The sequence below is a fragment of the Cupriavidus necator genome (genome assembly GCF_016127575.1).
Taxonomy (GTDB): domain Bacteria; phylum Pseudomonadota; class Gammaproteobacteria; order Burkholderiales; family Burkholderiaceae; genus Cupriavidus; species Cupriavidus necator_D.
Map to the genome: position 1 here is coordinate 3,782,945 of NZ_CP066018.1, position 23,998 is coordinate 3,806,942.

General features: G+C 66.9%; 21 protein-coding genes. 17 read left to right on the forward strand and 4 right to left on the reverse strand.

Annotated features, from left to right (window positions below; translation table 11 throughout):
* The first annotated feature begins 10 nt into the window (after positions 1-10).
* Both I6H87_RS17820 and I6H87_RS17825 read left to right on the forward strand, forming a co-directional pair.
* Positions 11-1,750, forward strand: a complete 1,740-nt coding sequence (locus I6H87_RS17820) for a nitrite/sulfite reductase (protein WP_011615203.1) — start codon at positions 11-13, stop codon at positions 1,748-1,750.
* A complete protein-coding gene (locus tag I6H87_RS17825; protein WP_010811601.1) occupies positions 1,743-2,282 on the forward strand; it encodes a DUF934 domain-containing protein in 540 nt (179 codons plus the stop codon). Before I6H87_RS17820 ends, I6H87_RS17825 begins: the two co-directional genes overlap by 8 nt.
* Positions 2,283-2,609: 327 nt before the next feature.
* Here the strand turns inward: I6H87_RS17825 and I6H87_RS17830 are convergent, their stop codons facing one another.
* The gene (locus I6H87_RS17830) at positions 2,610-2,990 is read right to left on the reverse strand and encodes a hypothetical protein (RefSeq protein WP_011615202.1); all 381 of its coding nucleotides are present in this window, start codon (positions 2,988-2,990) and stop codon (positions 2,610-2,612) included.
* Between the two features lie 355 nt (positions 2,991-3,345).
* On the opposite strand from I6H87_RS17830, the gene I6H87_RS17835 reads away from it, so the two are divergent.
* Together I6H87_RS17835 and I6H87_RS34400 are read left to right on the forward strand one after the other, a co-directional pair.
* The gene (locus I6H87_RS17835; protein ID WP_010811598.1) at positions 3,346-4,533 is read left to right on the forward strand and encodes an MFS transporter; all 1,188 of its coding nucleotides are present in this window, start codon (positions 3,346-3,348) and stop codon (positions 4,531-4,533) included.
* Between the two features lie 316 nt (positions 4,534-4,849).
* Positions 4,850-5,023, forward strand: a complete 174-nt coding sequence (locus tag I6H87_RS34400; RefSeq protein WP_231881398.1) for a hypothetical protein — start codon at positions 4,850-4,852, stop codon at positions 5,021-5,023.
* Here I6H87_RS34400 and I6H87_RS17845 read toward each other — a convergent pair.
* Positions 5,020-5,922: a LysR family transcriptional regulator gene (locus tag I6H87_RS17845; protein WP_011615200.1), complete on the reverse strand. Its 903-nt coding sequence runs from the start codon at positions 5,920-5,922 to the stop codon at positions 5,020-5,022. The genes I6H87_RS34400 and I6H87_RS17845 overlap by 4 nt on opposite strands.
* Positions 5,923-6,036: 114 nt before the next feature.
* On the opposite strand from I6H87_RS17845, the gene I6H87_RS17850 reads away from it, so the two are divergent.
* The 6 genes from I6H87_RS17850 (at position 6,037) to I6H87_RS17875 (ending at position 11,180) form a co-directional block, all read left to right on the forward strand.
* Positions 6,037-7,287, forward strand: a complete 1,251-nt coding sequence (locus I6H87_RS17850; protein WP_041687310.1) for an aromatic ring-hydroxylating dioxygenase subunit alpha — start codon at positions 6,037-6,039, stop codon at positions 7,285-7,287.
* Positions 7,288-7,291: 4 nt separating this feature from the next.
* Positions 7,292-7,762 carry an aromatic-ring-hydroxylating dioxygenase subunit beta gene (locus I6H87_RS17855; RefSeq protein ID WP_011615198.1) on the forward strand — a complete coding sequence of 157 codons (471 nt, stop codon included), beginning with the start codon at positions 7,292-7,294 and terminating at the stop codon, positions 7,760-7,762.
* 12 nt (positions 7,763-7,774) lie between these two features.
* Positions 7,775-8,089: a non-heme iron oxygenase ferredoxin subunit gene (locus I6H87_RS17860; protein ID WP_010811593.1), complete on the forward strand. Its 315-nt coding sequence runs from the start codon at positions 7,775-7,777 to the stop codon at positions 8,087-8,089.
* Positions 8,090-8,120: 31 nt separating this feature from the next.
* Positions 8,121-9,374 carry an NAD(P)/FAD-dependent oxidoreductase gene (locus I6H87_RS17865; RefSeq protein ID WP_011615197.1) on the forward strand — a complete coding sequence of 418 codons (1,254 nt, stop codon included), beginning with the start codon at positions 8,121-8,123 and terminating at the stop codon, positions 9,372-9,374.
* A gap of 39 nt (positions 9,375-9,413) precedes the next feature.
* Positions 9,414-10,790, forward strand: coding sequence for an MFS transporter (locus I6H87_RS17870; RefSeq protein WP_010811591.1), 1,377 nt, complete (start codon positions 9,414-9,416; stop codon positions 10,788-10,790).
* Positions 10,791-10,928: 138 nt separating this feature from the next.
* Positions 10,929-11,180: a hypothetical protein gene (locus I6H87_RS17875; RefSeq protein WP_010811590.1), complete on the forward strand. Its 252-nt coding sequence runs from the start codon at positions 10,929-10,931 to the stop codon at positions 11,178-11,180.
* Positions 11,181-11,233: 53 nt separating this feature from the next.
* On the opposite strand, the gene I6H87_RS17880 is transcribed toward I6H87_RS17875, so the two are convergent.
* Positions 11,234-12,079 carry a class II glutamine amidotransferase gene (locus I6H87_RS17880; protein ID WP_010811589.1) on the reverse strand — a complete coding sequence of 282 codons (846 nt, stop codon included), beginning with the start codon at positions 12,077-12,079 and terminating at the stop codon, positions 11,234-11,236.
* 325 nt (positions 12,080-12,404) lie between these two features.
* On the opposite strand from I6H87_RS17880, the gene rpoD reads away from it, so the two are divergent.
* The 7 genes from rpoD to I6H87_RS17915 all read left to right on the forward strand — a co-directional run bounded on the left by rpoD (position 12,405) and on the right by I6H87_RS17915 (position 23,696).
* The gene (gene rpoD / locus I6H87_RS17885; RefSeq protein WP_011615196.1) at positions 12,405-14,375 is read left to right on the forward strand and encodes an RNA polymerase sigma factor RpoD; all 1,971 of its coding nucleotides are present in this window, start codon (positions 12,405-12,407) and stop codon (positions 14,373-14,375) included.
* A 56-nt stretch (positions 14,376-14,431) separates the two neighbouring features.
* Complete coding sequence (locus tag I6H87_RS17890; protein ID WP_011615195.1) at positions 14,432-15,016, forward strand: DUF2760 domain-containing protein; 585 nt, start codon at positions 14,432-14,434, stop codon at positions 15,014-15,016.
* A complete protein-coding gene (locus tag I6H87_RS17895) occupies positions 15,016-16,863 on the forward strand; it encodes an Hsp70 family protein (protein WP_011615194.1) in 1,848 nt (615 codons plus the stop codon). The genes I6H87_RS17890 and I6H87_RS17895 overlap by 1 nt, the downstream gene beginning before the upstream one ends.
* Positions 16,838-19,663, forward strand: coding sequence for an Hsp70 family protein (locus tag I6H87_RS17900; RefSeq protein ID WP_011615193.1), 2,826 nt, complete (start codon positions 16,838-16,840; stop codon positions 19,661-19,663). Before I6H87_RS17895 ends, I6H87_RS17900 begins: the two co-directional genes overlap by 26 nt.
* 72 nt (positions 19,664-19,735) lie before the next feature.
* Positions 19,736-20,515, forward strand: coding sequence for a protein-L-isoaspartate(D-aspartate) O-methyltransferase (locus I6H87_RS17905; protein ID WP_011615192.1), 780 nt, complete (start codon positions 19,736-19,738; stop codon positions 20,513-20,515).
* Positions 20,516-20,547: 32 nt separating this feature from the next.
* Positions 20,548-22,998, forward strand: coding sequence for a spermine/spermidine synthase domain-containing protein (locus I6H87_RS17910; protein WP_011615191.1), 2,451 nt, complete (start codon positions 20,548-20,550; stop codon positions 22,996-22,998).
* A 92-nt stretch (positions 22,999-23,090) separates the two neighbouring features.
* Positions 23,091-23,696, forward strand: coding sequence for a J domain-containing protein (locus tag I6H87_RS17915; protein WP_010811582.1), 606 nt, complete (start codon positions 23,091-23,093; stop codon positions 23,694-23,696).
* Here the strand turns inward: I6H87_RS17915 and I6H87_RS17920 are convergent.
* Positions 23,693-23,995 (reverse strand): hypothetical protein, encoded by a 303-nt coding sequence (locus I6H87_RS17920; protein ID WP_010811581.1) that lies wholly within the window; start codon positions 23,993-23,995, stop codon positions 23,693-23,695. The genes I6H87_RS17915 and I6H87_RS17920 overlap by 4 nt on opposite strands.
* Positions 23,996-23,998 lie beyond the last annotated feature (3 nt).

Here is a 23,998-nt window from a genome sequence, read left to right on the forward strand (position 1 = left end):
GCTTTCCACCATGTATGTCTATGACGCCATTGACCAGAAGCTCGTCGACGAACGGGTCGTGCAGTTCGCCGACCAGACCCGCCGCTTCCTGGGCGGCCAGCTCACCGAGGATGAGTTCCGCGTGCTGCGGCTGCAGAACGGCCTCTATATCCAGCGCCATGCGCCGATGCTGCGCGTGGCGATTCCGTACGGCATGCTGGCGTCCCGGCAATTGCGCAAGCTCGCGGAGATCGCGCGCCGCTGGGATCGCGGCTACGGGCATTTCAGCACGCGCCAGAACCTGCAGTTCAACTGGCCGCGGCTCGAGGATGCCCCTGCCATTCTCGCCGAGCTGGCCACGGTGCAGATGCACGCGATCCAGACCAGCGGCAACTGCATCCGCAATACCACCACCGACCACTTTGCCGGCATTGCTCCCGACGAACTGGTGAACCCCCTGGTGTGGTGCGAGATCGTCAGGCAATGGTCGATGCTGCATCCCGAGTTCGCCTTCCTGCCGCGCAAGTTCAAGATTGCCATCAGTGGCGCGCGGACGGACCGGGCCGCGGTCGGCGTCCATGACATCGGGCTCCAGGCGGTTGAACAGGACGGCCAGGCCGGCTTCAAGGTCTGGGTCGGTGGCGGCATGGGCCGCACGCCGATGGTGGGCAAGCTGATCAACCCCTTCGTCCCCTGGCAGGACCTGCTGACCTACCTGCAGGCCACACTGCGCGTCTACAACCTGCACGGCCGCCGCGACAACAAGTACAAGGCGCGCATCAAGATCCTGGTAAAGGACCTGACCCCGGAGGTGTTCCGGGCGCAGGTGGACGAGCAGTGGCAACGCATCCGCGGGGGCCCGGACACCGTGTCCGAGGGCTTTGTCGCGTCCATCGCCGAGCGCTTCACGATCCCGCCGTATGAAGCCGCGGCCGCCGACGAGCCGGACCAGTCAGCCGACCTGGCCAAGACCGACCGCGCCTTCCGCCTCTGGCTGAAAAGCAATGTGCACCGGCACCGGGTGCCTGGCTACGCCGCCGTCACGGCATCGCTGAAAGCCGCGGGCCAGGCGCCCGGCGACATCACTGCCGAGCAGATGGAAATCATGGCCGACCTGGCCGAGCGCCACGGCTTCGGCGAGCTGCGCGTGTCGCATGAGCAGAACCTGATCCTCGCCGATGTCCGCCGCAGCGGGCTGCACGCCTTGTGGCAGGCGCTGGACGCCGCCGGGCTGGCCACGCCAAACGTCGGCCTGATCACCAACATCATCGCCTGCCCCGGGGGCGACTTCTGCTCGCTGGCCAATGCGGTCTCGATCCCGCTTGCGCAGGCCATCCAGGAGCGCTTCGACGACCTCGACCATGTGCACGACATCGGCGAACTGGACCTGAACATCTCCGGCTGCATCAACTCCTGCGGCCACCACCATATCGGCCACATCGGCATCCTCGGCGTCGACAAGGCCGGCGAGGCCTGGTACCAGATCACCATCGGCGGCCGGCAGAACGGCGCCGACGGCCTGGGCCGCCCCGATGGCGTGGCGGCCGGCGGCGCGGCCATCGGCCGCATCATCGGGCCGTCCTTTGCACAGGAGCAGGTTCCGGATGTGGTGGAGCGGCTGATCGAGACCTATTTGCTGCATCGGGACAGCGAAGCCGAACGCTTTGTCGACGTGGTTGGCCGAATCGGCATAGAACCCTTCCAGCGCGCCGTGTACCCGGACTCTGACAGCGGCGCGCGGCGAGCTCGCCAGGAGGCGGTGAATGCCTGACCATGACCATTTAGCCGGGCAGGACCGGCGCAACGTCATCCGTGACGGACAACTGGTCGCGGATAGCTGGCTCGCTCACATCGGGGATGCGCAAGACGCCGACAACACCTGCCCCCCCGACGAGCCCGGCTACCTGGTGACACTGGAGAACTGGACCACCCACCGCCAGCGGTATCGGCTTCGACAGTATCCGCTCGCGGTCTACCTGTCGCCGGATGCGGAGCCCCAGACCCTGCTGGAACCCGGTGCCACGGCCGTTGATCCGACAGGCATCGCGATGATTGCCATCGATTTCCCGGTCTACACGGATGGTCGTGGCTATTCGATCGCACAGCTGCTCCGGCACCAGCTAGGCTGGACCGGAGAGCTGCGCGCCGTGGGTGACGTGATGATCGACACCGTGCACTACCTGGCACGTTGCGGCTTCAACAGCTTTGCGCTCAAGCCCGGGCACGACCCGGCAGCGGCATTGCGCGCGCTGGCCACGTTCTCGTCGTCGTACCAGCGCAGCTATGGACCCGCAAGCCGATAGCAAGCGCCGCCGGGCGCCGATACGAAACATACCCGTCCAGCCCTGCGCAAGGCCTGATAGCTTGTGGTCCGCTGTCGCCGAACTCTCGGGCAAGCAGCTGCATACGATTATCGATATCGCACAGCGCTCACCAAAGGCGACGACGGATATGGCTTCGTTCAGGGCGCGCATTCTCGGTGTTTTCGGAAACGTCGCCGGTTTTGACATCACACCGCCTTCGGAGTCCATGCTGCAAGAGCTCTGGGAAAGGTATCGCTCGACACTCTCCTCGTTCTAGCAGCGCGGATCACTCGAAAGATCGGCCCGGCCCGGAGCGATGCCGCACGTTCAAAAATTGGCTTCGATGGCCTTCCTGGCGCCCTCTGGCACCTCGTTCGGTATGACGCGGTGCGCAAGTATGGCGTAGCTCCGGGCAGCCGCCACTGCAGTGGGATTCACAAGCCGCTTCGGGCCGCCCAGCCACGCAAAATGATCTTTTCCATCGTCACTACTGAACCACGCGAAGTCGCCGATGGCGTCCAGGCCGCGCTTCACCAGCTTCAGCAGCGCCAGGGCTTCCTCTGAAACACCCAGGTGCCGCCCTGTGTCATGAATGACCGTGGCCAGGTTGCGGAGCTTGTTGGTCGGGGTGGCCTCGTCGTTTGCCTCGTCAGGTAACAGCTCGACGACCAGAATCCCCCTGTGCGCGGTGATGCGTGCGTGCTGCATGGTTCCTCCCAACTGATGGCTGCCGGCTTGCGACCTTACGCATTGACCTAGCAAGTTCTTGGCCAGGTCATGCCAAAAGTGCAGCTTACAGGCCGCTTATGACACTGCGCCCTCATTTGGCCGCGGGAGCGGCAGTGGGCGCCGGTGCGCCGCCAAATGGTCTAGTGTTGGTACCGCCCCGCCACTTCCAGTGGACTGTTGGACCGCAGGCGACTCGCGAGGCCCAATCGCACCTGCACAATCCGCCACTCCCATGGCAAGACGCTGCCCTATCCTTGCTATGGGAGGCTCAGCGCGGCAGTCCAGCCGTCGAGCACAGGAATAGGCTGTTGGTCAATCCAGGCGGGAGGGCGGCATGCGCGCGTTGGTCTTCTGCTCTGTGCAGTTCCTGTTGGCGGTGACATGGACCCTCTATGTGGCCTTCCTGCCCCAGCTGGCCGCGCAGGCCGGCATCGCGCGCGCGCACGTCGCCTTGATCCTGCTGATGGACCAGTTGATCTTTGTCGCCATGGATTTCACGGTGGGCGTCGCGGCCGACCGTGTCGCCAACGCGATGCGCAGGCTGGGAGGCTGGATGCTGGGGCTGTCGGTCATCTCCGCACTGGCTTTCGTGCTGCTGCCCCGGGCAACTTCACCAGCGCTGCTGCTGGGCCTGACCGCGCTCTGGGCAGCCACCTCTTCGGCGTTGCGGGCGCCGCCCATGGTAATCATTGCCCGGCGGCTGCCGGCGACCGCGTCGTCATTCCTGGTGGGATGCTCGCTGCTCGGCGTCGGCCTTGCCGGAGCCGTGGCGCCGCTGCTGACGGCCCGGCTGCGCGATGCGTCGCCCATGCTGCCGTTCCTGGCCGCAAGCGTGGGGCTGGTGGTGGCCGTGGCCGCGCTGCGATGGATCGAATCCGGCCCGGCGCGCCACGATGCCGACGCCGCGCCGGCAGCCGGCGTTGCGCTCAAGCGCGTCTGGCTGCTGTTTGCCGCGGTCTGGGTGCTTGCGCTCGGCTTCCAGATCCACACCACCGTCAACTCCGCGCCGGCGTACCTGCGCTTTGTCACGGCTGCCGAGCTGGAGCGCGTGACGCCGGTGTTCTGGATTAGCTTCGCGCTGGGCACGCTGCTGCCCGCGACGTCGTTGCTGCGGCGCTATCCGCCCTATACGCTGCTGTTGACCGCCGCGGCCCTTGGCGCCCTGTCGTTGTTCGGCTTCACAGTTGCGGGCTCGCTCGGGGCCATCCTCGCCGTGCAGTGTCTTGCCGGCGGCCTGTGGGGAATCATGTTCGCCGCGACGGCCAGTGCGGCGCTCGACGCCGGTCACGTCGGCCGCGAAGGGATGTACACCGGGCTGGTATTTGCCGCTTTGGCGGTTGCCGCGTTCATGCGCATTGCCCTGGTGTCATCGGGCGCCAGCAAGACCCCCGTGCTGGCAAACCTGCTGCCATGGCTTCCGGCCGTGGCCTGGAGTGCCGGTGCCTTGCTGCTGGCGGCTTTCCTGTCGGGGAACCTGAGCTGCCTGATGACGCGCAGACAGGTGCTGCACCCGCATCCGTGAACTGATCCCTTGAGCTATATCCGACCTACTCGGAAATTGGAGACTACTGTCCTGCTTAAGGCTGACTGAGATCAATCGGCCTTCGAACAAGCCCTGTGCTTGCCCGTTCCCAAGGAGCGCGCCATGTCCACCCAACTTGCCGTATGGCATGCCGAGCACCTCAATTTCTCTCGTCTGCTCGACCTACTGGAAGAGCAGGTATGCGTATTCCACCAGGGAGGGAGACGCTATAAGTTCGCGAGCGGCGCTGGAGGCAGCCGCAGCCATGTACCTTGTGTACTGCCGTAACCATCTCTCTACCGAGGAGAGACAGGCAATGCCGCGCGCTGCCCAGTTGCTGACACAAGAGGACTGGGCAGCTATTGCCGACGCGGCTCCCGAAAGCTCTGATCCTATGTTCGGGGAAGAAGTGCAAGCGCGCTTCGCGACACTACGCAAGCAGATCGCGGCTGAGGCGAGCTTATCCACGCAGCAGCAGTGCTGCGCCTAATCCGAAAACAAGCCGACGAACTGGTCGCGCAGCCACTGATTCGCCGGATCGCGATGATACCGGGCATGCCAGAACAGGTTGATCTGGATTTCCGGCAACGCGAACGGATGCTTGACGTACCTGAGCCCGAAGTACCTGGCGCATCGCTCCGCAAACGTCAAGGTCACCGTGGCGACCAGGTCGGTGGTGGCAATGATGTCCGCCAGTGCGACGAAATGGGGGACACGCAGCCGGATCTTGCGCTGTACGCCGTGCTGGGCGAGGATCTCGTCGACCCGGGCATGCCCCGTCCCCGCCGCCGTGACCACGATGTGCTCCGCCGCCTCGAAGTCGCGCATGCTGACCGTCTTCTTGTCCATGGCATGACCGGGCCGGAACAGGCAAACGTATCGCTGGCGAAATAGCCGCCGTTGAAAGAACGTCGTGCCGAGTTCAGGAAGATGGCCAACCGCCAGGTCGATCTTTCCCTGGCTCATCTCCGCCGCCAGGTCCACTGCCGTATTACGCACTGTCGTTACCGTGACACCCGGGGCGCGGTCGCCAAGCGCGCCCATTAGCGGCGGGATGAAGTGCACCTCGCCGATATCCGTCATGGCGATCCGGAATGCGCGCACGCTGCGCAGCGGATCGAACGACACCTTGTGGCTGAGCGCCGTCTGCAGCGACTCCAGCGCATAGGCAACCGGTTCCGCCAGTTCCTCGGCAAGGGGTGTCGGCAGCATGCCCTTGCTGCTTCGTACAAACAGCGGGTCGCCGAACAAGGTGCGCAAGCGGGCCAGCGCATTGCTGACCGCGGGCTGGCTCAGATTCAGGGTCTTCGCGGCGCCGGAAACGGTGCCCTGCCGCAGCAGGTTATCGAACACGACCAGCAGGTTCAGATCGACGTCCTTGAGCTCCATGGTGCCGTCTATTATTGATTTTATGAATGTTCATTATAGCCAGAATTCTATTGGTTAATTTTCCTCCGTGCACCATGATCCTTCCCATACGAAGAGACATAGCCGGAGACAAGCATGGCAATCCCCCCGCAAGCCGGCCCGGTGTGGGCCGACGACAGCATCAGCCGCATCCCGTTCCGCGTGTATACGGATGCACAGCTATACCAGCGTGAACTCGAACGCTGCTTCTACCGCGGTCATTGGAACTACGTCGGGCTCGAGGCGGAGATCCCGAATCCCGGTGACTTCAAGCGCACCACGCTTGGCGAGCGTTCCGTGATCCTGGTGCGCGACCAGGACGGCGAGATCAACGTCGTCGAAAACGTGTGCGCCCATCGCGGCATGAAGTTCTGCCGGGAACGCAGCGGCAACCGGAAGGACTTCCACTGCCCCTACCACCAGTGGAACTATGACCTGAAGGGCAACCTGCAAGGCGTGCCGCTGCGTCGCGGGGTCAAGCAGGACGGCAAGGTCAATGGCGGCATGCCCGCCGACTTCAGGCCGCAGGAGCACGGGCTCACGCAACTGAAGGTCGCGACACGCGGTGGTGTCGTGTTTGCCTCGTTCGACCATGAGGTTCCATCACTCGAGGAATACCTCGGGCCGGATATCCTCGGCTACTTCGACCGGCTCTTCAACGGCCGCAAGCTGAAGGTCCTCGGCTACAACAAGCAGCGCATTCCGGGCAACTGGAAGCTCATGCAGGAGAACATCAAGGACCCCTACCACCCCGGCCTGCTGCATACCTGGTTTGTCACCTTCGGCCTCTGGCGCGCCGACAACAAGGCACGCCTGGTGATGGACCCGCACTTCCGGCATGCCGCCATGGTGTCGACCCGCGGCCAGGGCGGCAAGAGCGACGTGACCTCCGGTGTATCCAGCTTCAAGGACCAGATGGCGCTGCACGACGACCGCGTCCTCGACATCGTCCACGAGCCGTGGTGGGGAGAGCCTACCGCCGTGATGATGACGGTGTTCCCGAGCGTGATCTTCCAGCAGCAGGTCAACTCGGTCTCCACGCGCCATATCCAGCCCCATGGCCCGGATTCCTTCGATTTCGTCTGGACGCACTTCGGCTTCGAGGACGACACCGAGGAGATGACGCGGCGCCGCCTGCGCCAGGCCAATCTCTTCGGCCCCGCCGGCTTCGTGTCGGCCGACGATGGCGAAGCCATCGAATGCTCGCAGGAAGGCTTCTCCCAGAAACCCTGGCATCGCGTGCTCGCCGAACTGGGCGGCAAGACCGCGGAGAACACGGACCACATGGTGACCGAAACCCTGATCCGCGGCATGTACGCCTATTGGCGCAAGATGATGGAGGTCTGACGCCATGGACTTCACTGACTACTACGCCCTGCTCTCCCTGTTCGCCGACTACACCGGCGCCGTGGACAACGGCGACTGGGACCGCTGGCCGGAATTCTTCACCGAAGACTGCCTCTACCGGGTCCAGCCCCGCGAGAACCACGAGCGTGGCCTGCCGCTGGCAACGCTCTCGCTCGAAAGCAAGGGCATGCTCAAGGACCGCATCTACGGCATTCGCGAGACCCTGTTCCACGATCCCTACTACCAGCGCCACATTGTCGGCGCGCCGCTGATCAGGGAGGCCGACGGCGACAGGATCGTGGCCGAGACCAACTACGCGGTGCTGCGCACCAAGCCGGACCAGATGACCGATGTCTACAACGTTGGCCGCTACCTCGACACCGTCGTCCGGACGCCGGCGGGCTTGCGCTTCGCCTCGCGCATCTGCGTATTCGATAGCGAGATGATCCCCAACTCGCTGATCTACCCCATCTAGCAGGAGTGATTCATGACCGAAACCTGGATCGAGGCAGCGCTGCTGTCCGACGTCCCGCAGGACGATGTCATCGCCGTGGCCGTGCAAGGCCAGGAGATCGCCTTGTACGGCGTGGACGGCGACGTCTACGCGACCGACAACATCTGCACCCATGGTCATGCGCGCCTGTGCGAAGGCTTCCTGGAGGGACATGAGATCGAGTGCCCGCTTCACCAGGGCAGGTTCGATATCCGCGACGGCGCTGCGAAGTGCGCCCCGCTGACCGAGAACATTCGCACCTACCCGGTCCGGATCGACGGCGACAAGGTGTACCTCGATCTCGGCTGAGAGGTCGCGTCACCAACCAGAGGAGACAGCCATGGATTCCGAGCGCTCAGACACCGCGACTCCCATTTCGCCAACCGCCACCATCGTCATCGTCGGTGCCGGCCAGGCTGGCGGCTGGGCCGCCCAGACGCTGCGCAACGAGGGCTTCACCGGTCGGCTCGTGCTGATCGGGGACGAGGCCCATCCACCGCATGAGCGGCCGCCGTTATCCAAGGCCGTGCTGGCCGGCGAGGCCGCACCCGCCAGCACGTGGCTGCTCAAGCCTGAAGCGTTCGCTGCGCTCGGGCTGGAGTGGTGGCTGGACACGCGCGTCACCCGCATAGACCGGGCCGCGAAGCGCCTGGAGATAGCCAACGGAGAGATGCTGCCTTACGACAAGCTGATCCTGTGCACCGGCGGCAGGGCCCGCGCGCTCACCGTTCCGGGCGTCGACACGGCTGCCGTGCATACATTGCGCACGATTGGCGATGCCCTGGCGCTGGCGCCGGCGTTGCGGCCCGGGCGCAGCATCGTGGTGATCGGCGGCGGCTGGATCGGCCTCGAAGTCGCCGCCACGGCACGCCGCAAAGGTGCCGAGGTCACCGTGCTCGAAGCCCAGAGCCGGCTGTGCGAGCGCACCGTGCCGCCGGAAGTCTCGGAGCACCTGCTCGGGCTGCATGCCTCGCATGGCACCCGTGTCATGCTCGGCGCCAATATCGCCGGCATCGCCCCCGGTACCGGCGGCCGGTCCGTCGTGAAGCTGGCCGATGGCAGCACGCTGGCTTGCCACGCCATCGTTGCGGGTGTCGGTCTCGTGCCGAACGACGAGCTTGCCTGGGAAGCCGGATTGGAGTGCGACGGCGGCGTGGTCGTCGACGCGGGTTGCCGCACGTCCGACCCCGACATCTTCGCCGCGGGCGACGTCGCGGTCACGCCCAACCCGTGGGCCGGCCGGCGCCTGCGGCTGGAATCCTGGCAGAACGCCCAGGAACAGGGCATTGCCGCCGCGCGCGCGGCGCTCGGTCTCGCGGTCGACTATCAGCCGCTGCCTTGGTTCTGGTCAGACCAGTACGGCATGAACCTGCAGATCCATGGCATCCCCCTTCCCTCGCACCGCGTGGTGGCGCGCGGCACGCCCGGCGCGGACAGCTTCGTGCTGTTCTACCTCGACGGCGACGTGGTCAAGGCCACGCTAGGGTCCAACGCCGCGCGCGACCTGCGCTTCGCGCGCCGCCACATCGAGCAGTGCAAGCCGGTCGATGCCAGCCGCCTGGCCGACCCGAACGTGCCGATGTCCAGGCAGTAAGCCCAGCCATAAGAACAGACCGACCGGAGACAAGCCCCCATGCAGCAAATCGACATCCACAAGCTGGCCGACACGGCCCGCTTCAACCGCTTCCATGCGCTCGTGCTGTTCTGGTGCGCACTCATCATCATCTTCGACGGCTATGACCTCGCGGTCGTGGGCATCGCGCTGCCTTCGATCATGAAGGACCTCGGCGTCGCCCCGACCCAGGCGGGGCTCATGGTCAGCTCCGCGCTGTTCGGCATGGTGTTCGGCGCGATCTTCCTCGGCACCATGGCCGACAGGATCGGCCGCCGCTGGACGATCGCGATCTGCGTCGCCCTGTTCAGCGTCTTCACCGCTGCGGCCGGGCTGGTCAAGGACCCGCTGCTGTTCAGCATGGCCCGCTTCCTGGCCGGGCTCGGCATCGGCGGCGTGATGCCGAATGTGGTCGCGCAAATGACCGAGTACGCGCCGAAGAAAATCCGGGCGACCCTGGTCACCGTGATGTTCAGCGGCTATGCCGTGGGCGGGGTCCTGGCGGCGCTGCTCGGCAAGAGCCTGATCGAGGCCTACGGCTGGCAGTCGGTCTTCCTGGCGGCCGGCCTGCCCGTGCTCCTCATTCCTGTCATTCTCGGGTCGCTGCCAGAATCGATGCCGTTCCTGCTGGCCAGGGGCGACCACGAAGCGTTGCGGCGCATCGTCTCCAGGCTTGCGCCGGAGCAACGGTGGTCGGCCACCGACCGCTTCGCCGTGCCGGCGCAGGACAAGGCCGCCAGCGCGCCAATCCGGCACCTGTTCCACGAGGGCCGTGGCTTCAGCACCATCATGTTCTGGATCGCGTTCTTCATGTGCCTGTTCATGGTGTACGCGCTCAGTTCATGGCTGACCAGGCTGATGGCGGGCGCCGGCTACAGCCTGGGTTCCGCGCTGACCTTCGTGCTGGTCCTCAACCTCGGGGCGATGATCGGCGCCGTGGGCGGCGGCTGGCTCGCCGACCGCTACCACATCAAGTACGTGCTCGCCGCCATGTACGCGCTGGCCGCGGTCTCGATCACGCTGCTCGGATTCAGGATGCCGACTGAACTGCTGTTCGTCGTGGTGGGCCTGGCCGGTGCGTCGACGATCGGCACGCAGATCGTCGCCAATGCCTACACCGGGCAGTTCTACCCGACCGCCATCCGTTCCACCGGTCTTGGCTGGGCCCTGGGCATCGGCCGCAGCGGGGCCATCCTCGCCCCAATCGTCATCGGGGTACTCGTCGCCATGGAACTCCCGCTGCAGCAGAACTTCATCGCGATCGCCATTCCGGCGGTGATTGGCATGGGCGCGGTCCTGCTGATCGATCACAGGCGCTCGGCATCGGCCCGCTACGACGAAATGAGCGCCGGGCTGCCTGCGTCGCCGGTCGGGCTGTCCATCGCGGACCGGAACTGATTCCCCAGGCCGGCGCGGCCCGGCGGGCAGCGCTCCGGGGACAGGCGCGGGCACGGCTAGAATGTATTCATGGGAACCACGTCGGGATCACTCCCAGGCCCCGACCCCGGTTCAGTCAGAATCGAAGAGGTTGTCGCGATGAAGGCAAGAGCCTCGATCATTGCATTCGTATTGGTGACCCTGGCCACTCCGATGGCGCACGCGGGGGTGGCCGAGGACGCGCGCGGGTTCAAGAACGGCGTCAAATCGGCTGGCAAGCAGGCCGGGCATGCGGTGCGCGACGGCGCGCATGCCATTGGCCGCGGCGCGAAGGCGGCCGGCCATGCGATTGCCGATACCACTAAACAGGGCTATCGCGCGACCAAGAGGGCCGTGAAGGGTCACGAGTAAGGACTTGTCCTGCGGAGCCGGATCCTGCCGCGCTCCCTTGCTCCTTTACGCCCTCAGGCCGACTGGGAAGGCATCCGCGGCACGAAGCGGCGGCGCTCGATCTCGCCACCCCGGGCCACCAGGGTGGTCGCCTCGGGAATTTCCTCCCATACCCCCTGCACCTCGATCAGCGGCTCGGACAGCACCAGGAAGGCGTTGTCGCCGGCGGCGATGATGCGCGGATCGTCCGGGTAAAGCGCGCGCAATTGCCGGAACGAGGTGCTGTGGAACAGCGAGCGCGAGTCCGTCTCGCTCGAATAGCGCACCGCCACGATCTGCTGGCCGTCGGTCACGCAGACGGTCATGTTGAGCGGAAACTGCACATCGTAACGGTGGCCAACGTCCTCGATCAGCCCGGCCATCTGTTCCAGCGCGCCGCCCGGATCGCGCTCCAGGCCGAAACTCAGGGCCAGGAAGAACATCACCTCGGAGTCGGTCGACCCCTCGATCCAGCGGAACAGGTGCGGCGCCACGGCCAACATCAGGTCGCGCCGCAACAGCGGGTATTCGCGGATCAGGCCGTTGTGGACGAACAGCCAGCGGCCGAAGCGGAACGGATGGCAGTTGGTCTCCTGCGTCGGGGTGCCGGTGGCTGCGCGCACGTGGGCAACGAAAAGTGGCGCTCTCACCGCCCGCGCGGTCTCGCGCAGGTTGGTGTCGCTCCAGGCCGGGTGCAGGCAGCGGTAGCGGAACGGCACCTCCGAGTGACGTCCATACCACCCGACGCCGAACCCGTCGCCATTGGTCGTGGTATGACCCAGCCGCGAATTCAGGCTCTGGTCGATCAGCGAGTGTTCCGGCTGGAACAGCACCGTTTCCAGCGGAACGGATTTGCCCGAGTAAGCCAGCCAGCGGCACATGATGCTCCTCCTTGACCGGTGCGGCCCGGTGGCTTCCGGCCCACACTTCCAGTTGTAGGACGACAACGCGCGAACGCAAAGCACGCGCAGCTGTGGCGCACCGGCTACCCTCAACTGTACGCCGGCTCCACCGGGATACGGCGAGTTGACGCTGCGAAGCAGCAATGGCTGTAGAATACGCGTCCTCCCCGATTCCAATGGTCACGGCGTCCGATATCGGCCCGCGCCGCACCGGTACCTCACGAGCCTTGACAGCAGGCCCGATAGCGCACGCACAGCGTGCGCGCTGCTGTCGAAACGCGATTCACGAAGGAAACAGTAGTAAATGACAAGCGGCGTACAACGAACGGCAGCTAAAACACGAGAAACAGGCGCAATCAAGGACCCTGGCCAGACCAGCGCAGGGTCGACGGCGCAGCCTGATCCATCGACGGAAGCCGCCGCGCGTAGCCAGCAATTGCGTGCGCTGATCCAGCTGGGCAGGCAGCGCGGCTACCTGACCCACGCGGATATCAGCGACCACCTGCCGGAGAACTTCACTGACACGGCGGCGATGGAAAGCATCGTCAGCACGTTCGCCGAGATGGGCGTGAAGATCTATGAGCAGACGCCGGATGCCGAGACGCTGCTCCTGAGCGATGGCCCGGTGGTGGCCTCGGACGACCAGGCCGATGAAGAGGCCGAGGTAGCGCTTGCGACTGTGGACTCCGAGTTCGGCCGGACCACCGACCCGGTGCGCATGTACATGCGCGAAATGAGCTCGGCAACGCTGCTCACGCGCAAGCAGGAAGTCGAGATCGCCAAGCGCATCGAGGAAGGCCTGAACAATATGGTGCATGCCATCTCGGCCTGCCCGTTCACCATCGCCGCGATTCTCGAGCTGTCGGGCAAGGTCGCCAGCAATGAAATCAGCATCGACGACCTGGTCGATGGCCTGAGCGACGAGAGTATTGCCGAAGCAGCCGTGGCGGCGGCAGCTGACGAGACCGACGACAGCGTCGATAGTGCCGACGAGGCCGATGACGATTCCGAAGACTCCGACGACGAAGGCTCGACCCAGCAAAGCAACGAAAAAGCCCTGGCCCAACTGCGTGAGGAATGCCTGAAGCGGTTCGCGCGCGTCACCGCGCAATTCGAGCTGATGTGCCAGGAAAGCGCCGCAAATGGCGCGGGCTCGGCAGCCTTCCTGGCCGCAAGGGATGCGGTGCGCGAAGAACTGCGCACGATCCGCTTTACCGCGAAGACCATCGAGCGCCTGTGCGCCAACGTCCAGGCCATGGTCGACGAGGTGCGCACGGTCGAGCGCCAGGTGGTCCAGCTGCTGGTCGAGCGCTGCGGGATGGAGCGCGAGGAGGTCATCGCCCGCTTCCCCGGCAATGAAACCAACCTGGCCTGGGGGCAGGAGCTGGTCGCCCAGTCCCGTCCGTACAGCGCGGCGGTCGCGCGGGCCCTGCCGGACCTCGAGGCGCACCAGCAAAAGCTGATCGACATCCAGGCCCGGGCGGCGCTGTCGCTGCCCGACCTGAAGGGCGTCAACCGCAAGATGCTGGCTGCCGAGCGGCAGATGCGCCAGGCCAAGCACGAGATGACGCAGGCCAACCTGCGGCTGGTGATCTCGATTGCCAAGAAGTACACCAACCGCGGGATGCTGTTCCTGGATCTGATCCAGGAAGGCAACATCGGCCTGATGAAGGCGGTCGACAAGTTCGAATATCGCCGCGGCTGGAAATTCTCCACCTACGCGACGTGGTGGGTGCGCCAGGCCGTGACGCGGGCGATTGCCGACCAGGCCCGCACCATCCGCGTCCCGGTGCACATGATCGAGCAGATCAACAAGCTCAATCGCCTGTCGCGCGAGATCATGCAGCAGACCGGCAAGGAACCCGATCCGGCGGTGCTGGCCGAGCGCCTGGACATGACCGAAGACAAGGTTCGCTCGATCATGAAAATCGCGAAAGAGCCGGTCTCGATGGAAACCCCGGTCGGCGAGGATGGCGATACCAGCCTGGGCGACATGATTGCCGACTCGGACACGGCCACGCCCGCCGACGCCGCATTGCAGGCGGGCCTGCGCGCCGTCGTGCGCGAAATGCTCGACGAGCTCACGCCGCGTGAAGCCAAGGTGCTGCGGATGCGCTTTGGCATCGATATGTCCACCGACTACACGCTGGAAGAAGTCGGCAAGCAGTTCGATGTCACGCGCGAGCGGATCCGCCAGATTGAAAGCAAGGCAATGAAGAAGCTGAGGCATCCCAGCCGGGCAGACCAGCTGATCACCTATCTGCGCGACGCCTGATACTTGCCGGCAACAGCCGCTTGGCCGACTGACACAGAGCAGACAGGAGCTTTCGGATGACTGACTCGAACCTATCTTTCTTCGGCAGGGTCTCGCTTGCCATGGGCACCTTCTTCGCCATCCTTGGCAACCGCGAACTCGCGGCCGGTGTCAAGCGCCTGCGTGACGGCGAGGGATTCGCCGCGGCGCCGGCGCCCGCGGCTGTATCAGCACCTGCTCCCGCCCCGGTGGCGGAGGCTGCCGCACCCGTGCTGAAGGAAGCCAGCCCGGTGGCGGCGCTGCAGTTGCTCGGACTGCTCCAGCGCGATGCACGCTTCATCGACTTCGTCGAGGAAGATATCGCGCGCTATTCCGACACGGAGATCGGTGCCGCCGCGCGCCTGGTGCACGATGGCTGCCGCGGGGTGCTGCGCGAGCACTTCACCATCCGGCCGGTGCGCGAGGAAGCCGAGGGCAGCCGTGTCACGCTGGCCGACGGCTTCGATGCCACCGCCATCCGCCTGACCGGCAACGTGGTAGGCAGCGCGCCGTTCCATGGCAGCATCAGCCACCGCGGCTGGAAGGTCGAGGAAGTCCGCCTGCCGCGCGTGGCCGAACGCCATGACGCCACCGTGATTGCCCCCGCCGAGGTGGAGCTTTGATGAGCGAAGCACGCTATGCCATCGGCATCGACCTGGGCACCACCCATGGCGCGGTCTCCTACGTCGACCTGGCCGCCAGCGATGGCGAGAAGACCAGCCAGCGCGTCCTGCCCATCACGCAGCTGACCGCGCCGGGGGCCGTCGAAGACCTGGACCTGCTGCCCTCCTTCCTGTACCTGCCACACGCCAGCGAACTCGCCCCGGGCGACCTGGCGCTGCCGTGGAACGCCGCGCGCGACTTCGCCGTGGGCGAGCTGGCGCGCAGCCGCGGCGCGGCCACGCCGATCCGCCTGGTGTCGAGCGCGAAGAGCTGGCTGTGCCATCCCGGCATCGACCGCCGCGCGCCGGTCCTGCCCAACGACGCACCGCCCGAGGTGACGCGCGTGTCGCCGCTGGAGGCTTCCGTGCGCTATCTCACGCACCTGCGTGAAGCCTGGGACCAGGCCCACCCCGAAGCGCCGTTTGGCGAGCAGGACGTCACCGTGACGATTCCCGCATCGTTCGACCCGGCCGCACGGGAGCTGACGGCCGAGGCGGCCGCCGCGGCCGGCTATGCCCGCATGACCCTGCTCGAGGAACCCCAGGCCGCGCTCTATAGCTGGATCCAGAAAAGCGGCGGCCAATGGCGCAAGCAGGTCAAGGTCGGCGACATCATCCTCGTCGTCGATGTGGGTGGCGGCACCACCGACCTTTCGCTGATCGCCGTGATCGAGCGCGAAGGCAACCTTGAGCTGCACCGTATTGCGGTCGGCGACCATATCCTGCTCGGCGGCGACAACATGGATCTGGCGCTGGCCCACGTGGTGGCGCGCAAGCTGGCGGCCCAGGGCACGCAGGCCGATCCGTGGCAACTGCGCGCGCTGACCTATGCCTGCCGCGCGGCCAAGGAAACGCTGCTGACCGACCCGGATACCGATACCGTGCCCCTGGTCGTGCCCAGCCGCGGCTCCAGGCTGATCGGCGGCTCGATCCGCACGGACCTGACCCGCGCCGAGCTGACCCAGACCATCCTGGAAGGCTTCTTCCCGCAAGTCGAGGCCTCGGCCCGCCCGGTGAGCCGCGCGCGCGCCGGCCTGACGCAGCTTGGCTTGCCCTATGCGCAGGATGCGGCCATCACGCGGCACCTGGCCGCGTTCCTGGGCCGGCAGGTGGCGGCGCTGGCCGAAATCGAAGGCTTGCAGAGCGCACAGCCGGAAGGCGCGACCTTGCTGCACCCGACCGCCGTCCTGTTCAACGGCGGCGTGTTCAAGTCCGGCCTGCTGGCGGACCGCATCCTGCAGACGCTGAACGGCTGGCTCGCCGCGGAAGGCGCGGCCCCTGCCCGCCTGCTTGACGGCGCCGAGCTGGACCTGGCCGTGGCACGCGGCGCCGCCTATTACGGCTACGTGCGGCGCGGCAAGGGGGTGCGGATTCGTGGCGGCACCGCGCGCGCCTACTATATCGCCGTGGAATCGTCGATGCCCGCCGTGCCTGGCTTCGAACCGCCGATCCAGGCCCTGTGCGTGGCGCCGTTCGGCATGGAGGAAGGCACCGAGGCCGCGCTGCCGCCGCAGGAATTCGGCCTGGTGGTGGGCGAACCCGTGCACTTCCGCTTCTTCGGCTCGTCGGTGCGCCGCCAGGACCAGGTCGGCACCCTGCTGGACTACTGGGGGCCGGAGGAACTGCAGGAGCTGGAAGAAATCCAGGCGACCCTGCCGGCCGAAGGCCGCACCGCGGGCGAAGTGGTACCGGTCAGGCTGCATGCGCGGGTGACCGAGGCCGGCACCCTGGAACTCGAAGCCGTGCCCGGCGGCAGCGCTGAGCGCTGGAAGGTCGAGTTCGATGTGCGCGGCAGCGCCGATGCCTGAGCAAGCGGCCGGGCCGGCGACGAAGCAATACGTCGTCGGCATCGACCTCGGCACCAGCAACACCGTCGTCGCCTACGCGAAGGCCGGGTCCGACGATATCCGCGTCTTCGATATCGACCAGCTGGTCAGCCCGGGCGAGGTCGCGGCCCGTCCCCTGCTGCCCTCGGTGCGCTACCACGCGGCACCGGGCGAGCTCAGCGGCGACGACCTGCAGCTGCCCTGGCAATCCGCCGCCAGCGCCGCCGCGCGCCGGACCGTGTTCGGCCGCCTGGCGGCCACGCTCGGCGCGCAAGTGCCCGGCAGGCTCGTAGCCAGCGCAAAGAGCTGGCTGTCGCATGCTTCGGTCGACCGCACCGCGGCCATCCTGCCTTGGGGCGGGAATGACGATCTCGACAAGATCTCGCCCGTCGTCGCCAGCGCCAGCTACCTGGGCTATGTATGCGCGGCGTGGAACCACCGTTTTCCCGATGCGCGGATCGAGGACCAGGACGTGGTACTCACCGTGCCCGCCTCGTTCGACGAGGGCGCGCGCGCGCTGACGCTTGAGGCGGCGCGCCTGGCCGGTCTGCCCGCGCTGCGCCTGCTCGAGGAGCCGCAAGCCGCGCTCTACGACTGGCTGTTCCATCATCGCCAGAGCCTGGACACCGACCTGGCGCAAACCCGCCTGGTGCTGATCTGCGACGTGGGCGGCGGCACCACCGACCTCACCCTGATCCGGGTGGACATGCAGGACGGGCAGCCGCAGCTGACCCGCATCGGCGTGGGCAACCACCTGATGCTCGGCGGCGACAACATGGATCTTGGCCTGGCGCATCTGGTCGAGGCGCGCCTCGGGGCCGGCGGGGCCGCGCAGCCGCGGCTGTCGGCGGCCGGCCTGTCGCAGCTGGTCGCGCGCTGCCGCGCCGCCAAGGAACAGCTGCTCGGCGCGCAGGCGCCGGACTCGGTCGCGGTGACGCTGCTGGGCGCGGGCGCCAGGCTGATCGGCGGCGCACGCTCGGTGGAAGTGACGCGGCAGGAGGTCGAACAGCTGATCGTCGACGGCTTCTTCCCCAAGGTGCCGGCCAGTGAAAGGCCGGGGCGCGCACGGGGCGCGATTGTCGAGTTCGGCCTGCCGTATGCGTCCGACCCCGCCGTGACCCGGCACGTTGCGGCGTTCCTGAGCCAGCACGCGGCGCAGTCGCGGGCGGCACTGGACGCACCACAGGCGCCGGCCGATGCCTTGCCGATGCCCGATACCCTGCTCCTCAACGGCGGCGTATTCAGGGCGCAGGCGCTGGCCGGCCGCATCGCCGACACGCTGGGCACGTGGCGCGGCGCGCCGCTGCAGGTCCTGCACAACGACAATCCCGACGTTGCCGTGGCCCGGGGCGCGGTTGCGTATGCCCGGGCCCGTGCCGGGCAGGCCCCGCGCATCGGCGGCGGCTCGCCGCGCAGCTACTTTCTGGTCCTCGATGATGGCGCGTCGGGGCCGCAAGGGATCTGCCTGCTGCCGCGCGGCACTGAGGAAGGCCACGAGATTCACCTCAGCGACCGCACTTTCGCCTTGCGGCTCGGCCATCCGGTGCAATTCCACCTGGCATCCTCCGTCGCCGACACGGCCTATCAGCCCGGTCAGCTGACCGACCTGTCGGCGGGCGACTTCATCCGCCTGCCGCCGATCGCCACCGTCGTGCCGCCGCGCGGCGCCAGCGGCCCGCGGGAAACGCCGGTGCAGATCACCGCCTCGCTGACCGAGGTCGGCACGCTCGAGGTCCACTGCATCGACATCGCGGATGCCTCGCAGCGATGGCGCCTTGAGTTCCAGTTGCGTGGCAATGACACCCAGGCGGCACCAGCGCCCGATACGGCACACCCGTCCCTGCCCCAGGCCCTGGAGGCGATTGACCGCACCTTTGGCGCGCGCTCGCAGGACGTCGGCCCCAAGGAGGTCAAGCGCCTGCGTGCGCAGCTGGAACAGCTGCTGGGTGCGCGCGAGCAATGGGACAGCGCCGTGCTGCGCGAGCTGTTCGGCGCCTTCTGGGAACGCGCCCGGCGCAGGCGGCGCACTGCCGACCATGAACGCCTGTGGCTGAACCTGGCCGGCTATTGCGTGCGCCCGGGATTCGGCTATCCGCTCGACGAATGGCGCGTCGGGCAACTCTGGTCGCAGTACGACCAGGGCATCCAGTACGTCAACGAAAGCCAGAACTGGTCCGAGTGGTGGACGCTGTGGCGGCGCGCGGCAGGCGGGCTGGACGAAAGCGCGCAACTGCGCCTGCTGGAAGACATGGCCTTCTACCTGCAGCCACCCGGCAGCACCCGCTACAAGAAGCCCGCCGGGCCCGCCAGGGGCGGCTATGCCGATATGGTGCGCCTTGCCGGCTCGCTCGAGCGCATTCCCGCCGACGCCAAGATCGAACTGGCCGAATGGCTGCTGGCCCGGCTGCGCAAGCCATCCGAAAACAGCCAGGGCTGGTGGGCCGTGGGCCGCATCGGCGCGCGCCGGCCGTTCTACGGCAGCGCGCACAGCGTGGTGCCGGCCGGGACCGCCGCCCAATGGGTGGACGCGATCCTGGCCCTCGACTGGAAAAAGGTCGAGCCGGCAGCGTTCGCCGCCGTGCAGATCGCGCGCATGACCGGCGATCGCAGCCGCGACCTGCCCGACGAGATCCGGGCAACCGTGGTGCGCCGGCTGGAAGCCGCCAACGCGCCGCCAAGCTGGATTGCCATGGTGCGCGAAGTGGTGGAACTCAATACCGCGGACGAGGGGCGGGTGTTTGGGGAGGCGCTGCCCGCCGGGCTCAAGTTGATCGCGGGGTAGCAGACCAGCGCGAAGCGACTGGCAGGCGCCTCATTTGCCACTTATCTGCGCCAGCCAGGCCGATGATCTACGATGACGGTAGGCTCCTTGCCTGCCCCACTCGTGAAGCCATCAGCGCCCCGCCCACTCCTCCCAATCCTGGTCGCCGCCATCGCGCTGGCCTTGCCCTGCTCGATCACCGCCGCCGACGACGCCCTTGCCCCGCAGCGCGCCGACATGGTCAGGGAGATCGCCGCGGTCGCGGCAGCGGCCGCCGCCCAGAGCGGCAGGCATGCCATCGACCCGCGCGTCATGGCCGTGATGGGGCAAGTGCCTCGCCACGAGTTTGTGCCGGACGCGCAGAAGCCGCACGCCTATGAGAACCGGCCGCTGCCGATAGGCCATGGCCAGACCATTTCGCAGCCGTATATCGTCGCCCTGATGACCGACCTGATGATGGTCAAGCCTGGCGACACCGTGTTGGAAATCGGCACCGGATCCGGCTACCAGGCCGCGGTGCTGACCGGGCTGGCGCGCGCGGTCTATACCATCGAGATCATCGAGCCGCTGGGACGGCACGCCTGCGACCGCCTGAAGCGGCTGGCCTACCGGCAGGTGGCGTGCAAGGTGGGCGACGGCTACTACGGCTGGGACGAACACGCGCCCTATGACGCCATTGTCGTCACCGCGGCGGCCAGCCACGTGCCGCCGCCGCTGATCCGGCAACTGAAGCCAGGCGGGCGCATGGTGATCCCGGTGGGCGCCCAGTTCCTGACGCAGTACCTGCTGCTGGTCGAAAAGTCCGAGGACGGCACCGTTTCCACCAGGCAGATCCTGCCGGTCAGGTTCGTGCCGCTGGTTGGCAAGCACTGAAGCGCGGCACATCAGCCCGGCCAGCTGACGCCATGCCACGCCCCCCGCTGTTCGCCCTGGCCTTGCTCTCTGCCGCCGCGCTGGGCTACGAGATCCTGCTGATGCGGCTGCTTTCCATCATCCAGTGGCATCACTTCGCCTACATGATGATCAGCGTGGCACTGCTGGGCTATGGCGCGGCGGGTGCGCTGGTGGCGCTGGCGCAGCGAACGCTGGTCCGCCATTTCGTGCCAGTGTTCGCGGGCGGGGCCCTGCTGTTCGGCGTCAGCGCGATGGGTTGCTTCGCCCTGGCTCAGCACGTGGCGTTCAACCCCCTGGAGATCCTGTGGGAGCCATCGCAGCCGCTGCGCCTGTTGCTGATCTACCTGCTGCTGTTCGTGCCGTTCTTTTGCGCCGCGACCAGTATCTGCCTGAGCTTTTCCCGCTTCACCGGGCAGGTTCCGCGCATCTACAGCTTCGATATCCTTGGCGCCGGGCTGGGCTGCCTGGGCATCATCGTGGCGCTGTTCGCGCTGCATCCGGTCGATGCGCTGCGGCTGGTCGGCATGGCAGGCATGGCGGCGGCGGCGCTGGCATGCGTGGAATGCCGCTGGCACCGGCCCTGGCTGCCGGCGCTGCTGCTGTTGGCGGCAATCGTTCCGGCCGGCGTGCCAGGTGACTGGATTGCGCTGCGGCCGTCCGAGTACAAGGAGTTGAGCCAGGCCCTGCGCATCGGCAACGCGCGCGTGGTGGCGCAGCGCTCGAGTCCCCTCGGCCTGGTCACGGTGGTCGAGAGCCCTTCGATCCCGTTGCGGCACGCACCCGGGCTGAGCCTGAATGCCAGCCAGGAGCCGCCAGCACAACTGGCCGTATTTACCGATGGCGACGGGCTCAGTGCGCTCAATCGCCATGACGGCCGGCGCGAACCGCTTGCCTACCTGGGCGACCTGACCTCTGCCCTGCCCTACCACTTGCTGCGCAATCCGAAGGTGCTGGTGCTGGGCAGCGGTGCGGGGGCGGACGTGTTGCAGGCGGTCTATCACCAGGCCAGCGCGGTCGATGCCGTGGAACTGAATCCGCAGGTGATCGACCTGGTGCAGGGCCGCTTCGCTGCGTTTTCCGGCAAGCCGTACAGTGCCGCCGGCGTGCGTGTCTTTGCCGGCGAGGCGCGCGGCTTCCTGGCGGCCAGCACGGCACGCTACGACCTGATCCAGGTGGCCCTGCTGGATTCATTCAGCACCTCATCGGCCGGACTGTACGCGCTCTCCGAGAGCTATCTCTATACCGTTGAGGCCTTCCAGGGCTACCTGCGCCATCTTCGGCCCGGCGGCCTGCTTGCGATCACGCGCTGGGTCACGCTGCCGCCGCGCGACATACCCAAACTGCTCGCCACCGCCGTGGCCGCCATGGAAGGCGCGGGCGTGCCCGATCCGTCCCGGCGGCTGGCACTGATCCGTGGCTGGAAGACGGCCACGCTGGTGGTCAAGAACGGGGAATTCAGTGCAGCGGACCTTGCCGCCCTCGCCGACTTCTGCCGCGCCCGTTCCTTCGACGTCGAATACTATCCCGGCATCCAGCCCGGCCAGGCGAATCGCTACAACGTGCTGGACCAGCCCTACTTCTTCGACGCCGCGCAGGCCCTGCTCGGCCCCGAACACGACCGGTTCCTGTCCCGCTACAAGTTCGATGTGCGGCCCGCCACCGACGACAGGCCGTATTTCTTCCATTTCTTCAAATGGCGCACGCTGCCTGAACTGCTGTCGCTCAAGGCGCAGGGTGGCCTGCCCTTGCTGGAATGGGGCTATCCGGTGCTGGTGGCGACGCTGCTGCAGGCCACCGCCCTGGCATGGCTGCTGATCGTGGTCCCGCTCTGGATTCTGCGGCGGCGCCCCCGGCCGCAGCCCGCCGCGGGGCCTGGCGGCAATGGCGCAGCCGTGCGGCGCTTGCCCGAATGGCGAGCCGGCTTCTACTTCCTCGCGGTCGGCCTCGGCTTCATGTTCGTGGAGATCGCCTTTATCCAGAAATTCATCCTGTTCCTGAGCCACCCGCTCTACGCGGTCGCGGTGGTGCTGTGCGCCTTTCTCTGCTTTGCGGGACTGGGTAGCCGATACGCCCAGCGCATGCCCGCGCGCGCTGGCGATGACCGCGGCCGGCGGCAGGCGGCGCTGGCCGTCAACGGCATCTGCGTGGCCGCGCTGGTCTACCTGGCGGCGCTGCCGACGGTGTTCAGGCTGCTGATCGGGTTGCCGGACCCGGCCAGGATAGGTGTCTCAGTGCTGCTGATCGCGCCGCTGGCGTTTCTGATGGGAATGCCGTTCCCGCTCGGCCTGGCCCGGATCGCGGCGCGCGACGAAACGCTGGTGCCCTGGGCATGGGGCATCAACGCCTGCGCCTCGGTGGTGGCGGCGGTCCTTGCCACGCTGGTCGCGATCCATGTCGGATTCACCGCGGTGGTGCTGCTGGCGCTGCTCCTGTACGCTGCCGCGGCGCTTGCGTGCCCATGAACCGGGGCCGGGATCGATCTCGCATGCCATGGCTGCGGGTCACCCCGTGCTAGGATGAATGCCCGCCCGGCAGAAAGACGCCCAATCGGCCCATGACCACCCTCTACACAACCCTCGGCGTGGCACCGGACGCCACCCTGGACGAGATCAAGCGCGCCTACCGCCGCGCCGCGATGAAGTGGCACCCCGACCGCAACCTTGGCCGCGAGACTGAGGCGCATGCGGCATTCCAGGAAATCCGCGACGCCTACACCATTCTCTCCGATGCCGGGCAGCGCCAGATCTACGACGAGGTATTCGAGCGGGAGATGCGGCGCTGGCAGGCCGAGCGCGAGGCCCAGGAAGAGCAGGAGCGCGAGGCGCAACGCGAGAGCCAGCGCATCGCGCAGGAACACTACGAGAAAATGCTCGGTATCGCGATGCGCTTTGCCGACGACGGCCACAACCGCGACGTCATCTTCGGCGTGCTGCTCGGCCGCGACTGCGAGGCGGAACTGGCGTCACGCATCGCGGACAGCATATGGGCGCTGCAGGAGTCGCGGCGGGCAAGTGCGCGGGACGCGCACGCGCCGGACACCGAGGCCGCCCAGGCGCCCGACGGGGCGGCAGCGTCAAACCCCGACGAGGAAACGCGGCCCAGGCGTCATGCCGGCGCCTTCGATTCGTTCTGGCACGGCTTGTTCGGCATCCGCTCCTAGATGTCGGGGGCGACCAGGAGCCCGCTTTTCACCGTATGGATCAGCGCAAGGCGATCTTCAACCGCCTTGCGCAGGACTTCGCGTCCCCTGAACGGATCCGTCAGGTAACTGGCGTACTGGCTTGCCCGAATCTGCACCTTGAGATGCATCGTCGTCGGTCCACTCTCCGGCCATGTCACCAGGAACGCCGGATGGCTGTCCGCGCACTCAACGAAAGCAGCGTCAGGGGACGGGAAACAGGAGTCGGCGCCCTGGGCAAGGAACTGTAGATCCTTGTCCTTGAACTCGTAGGTTGCCATTGC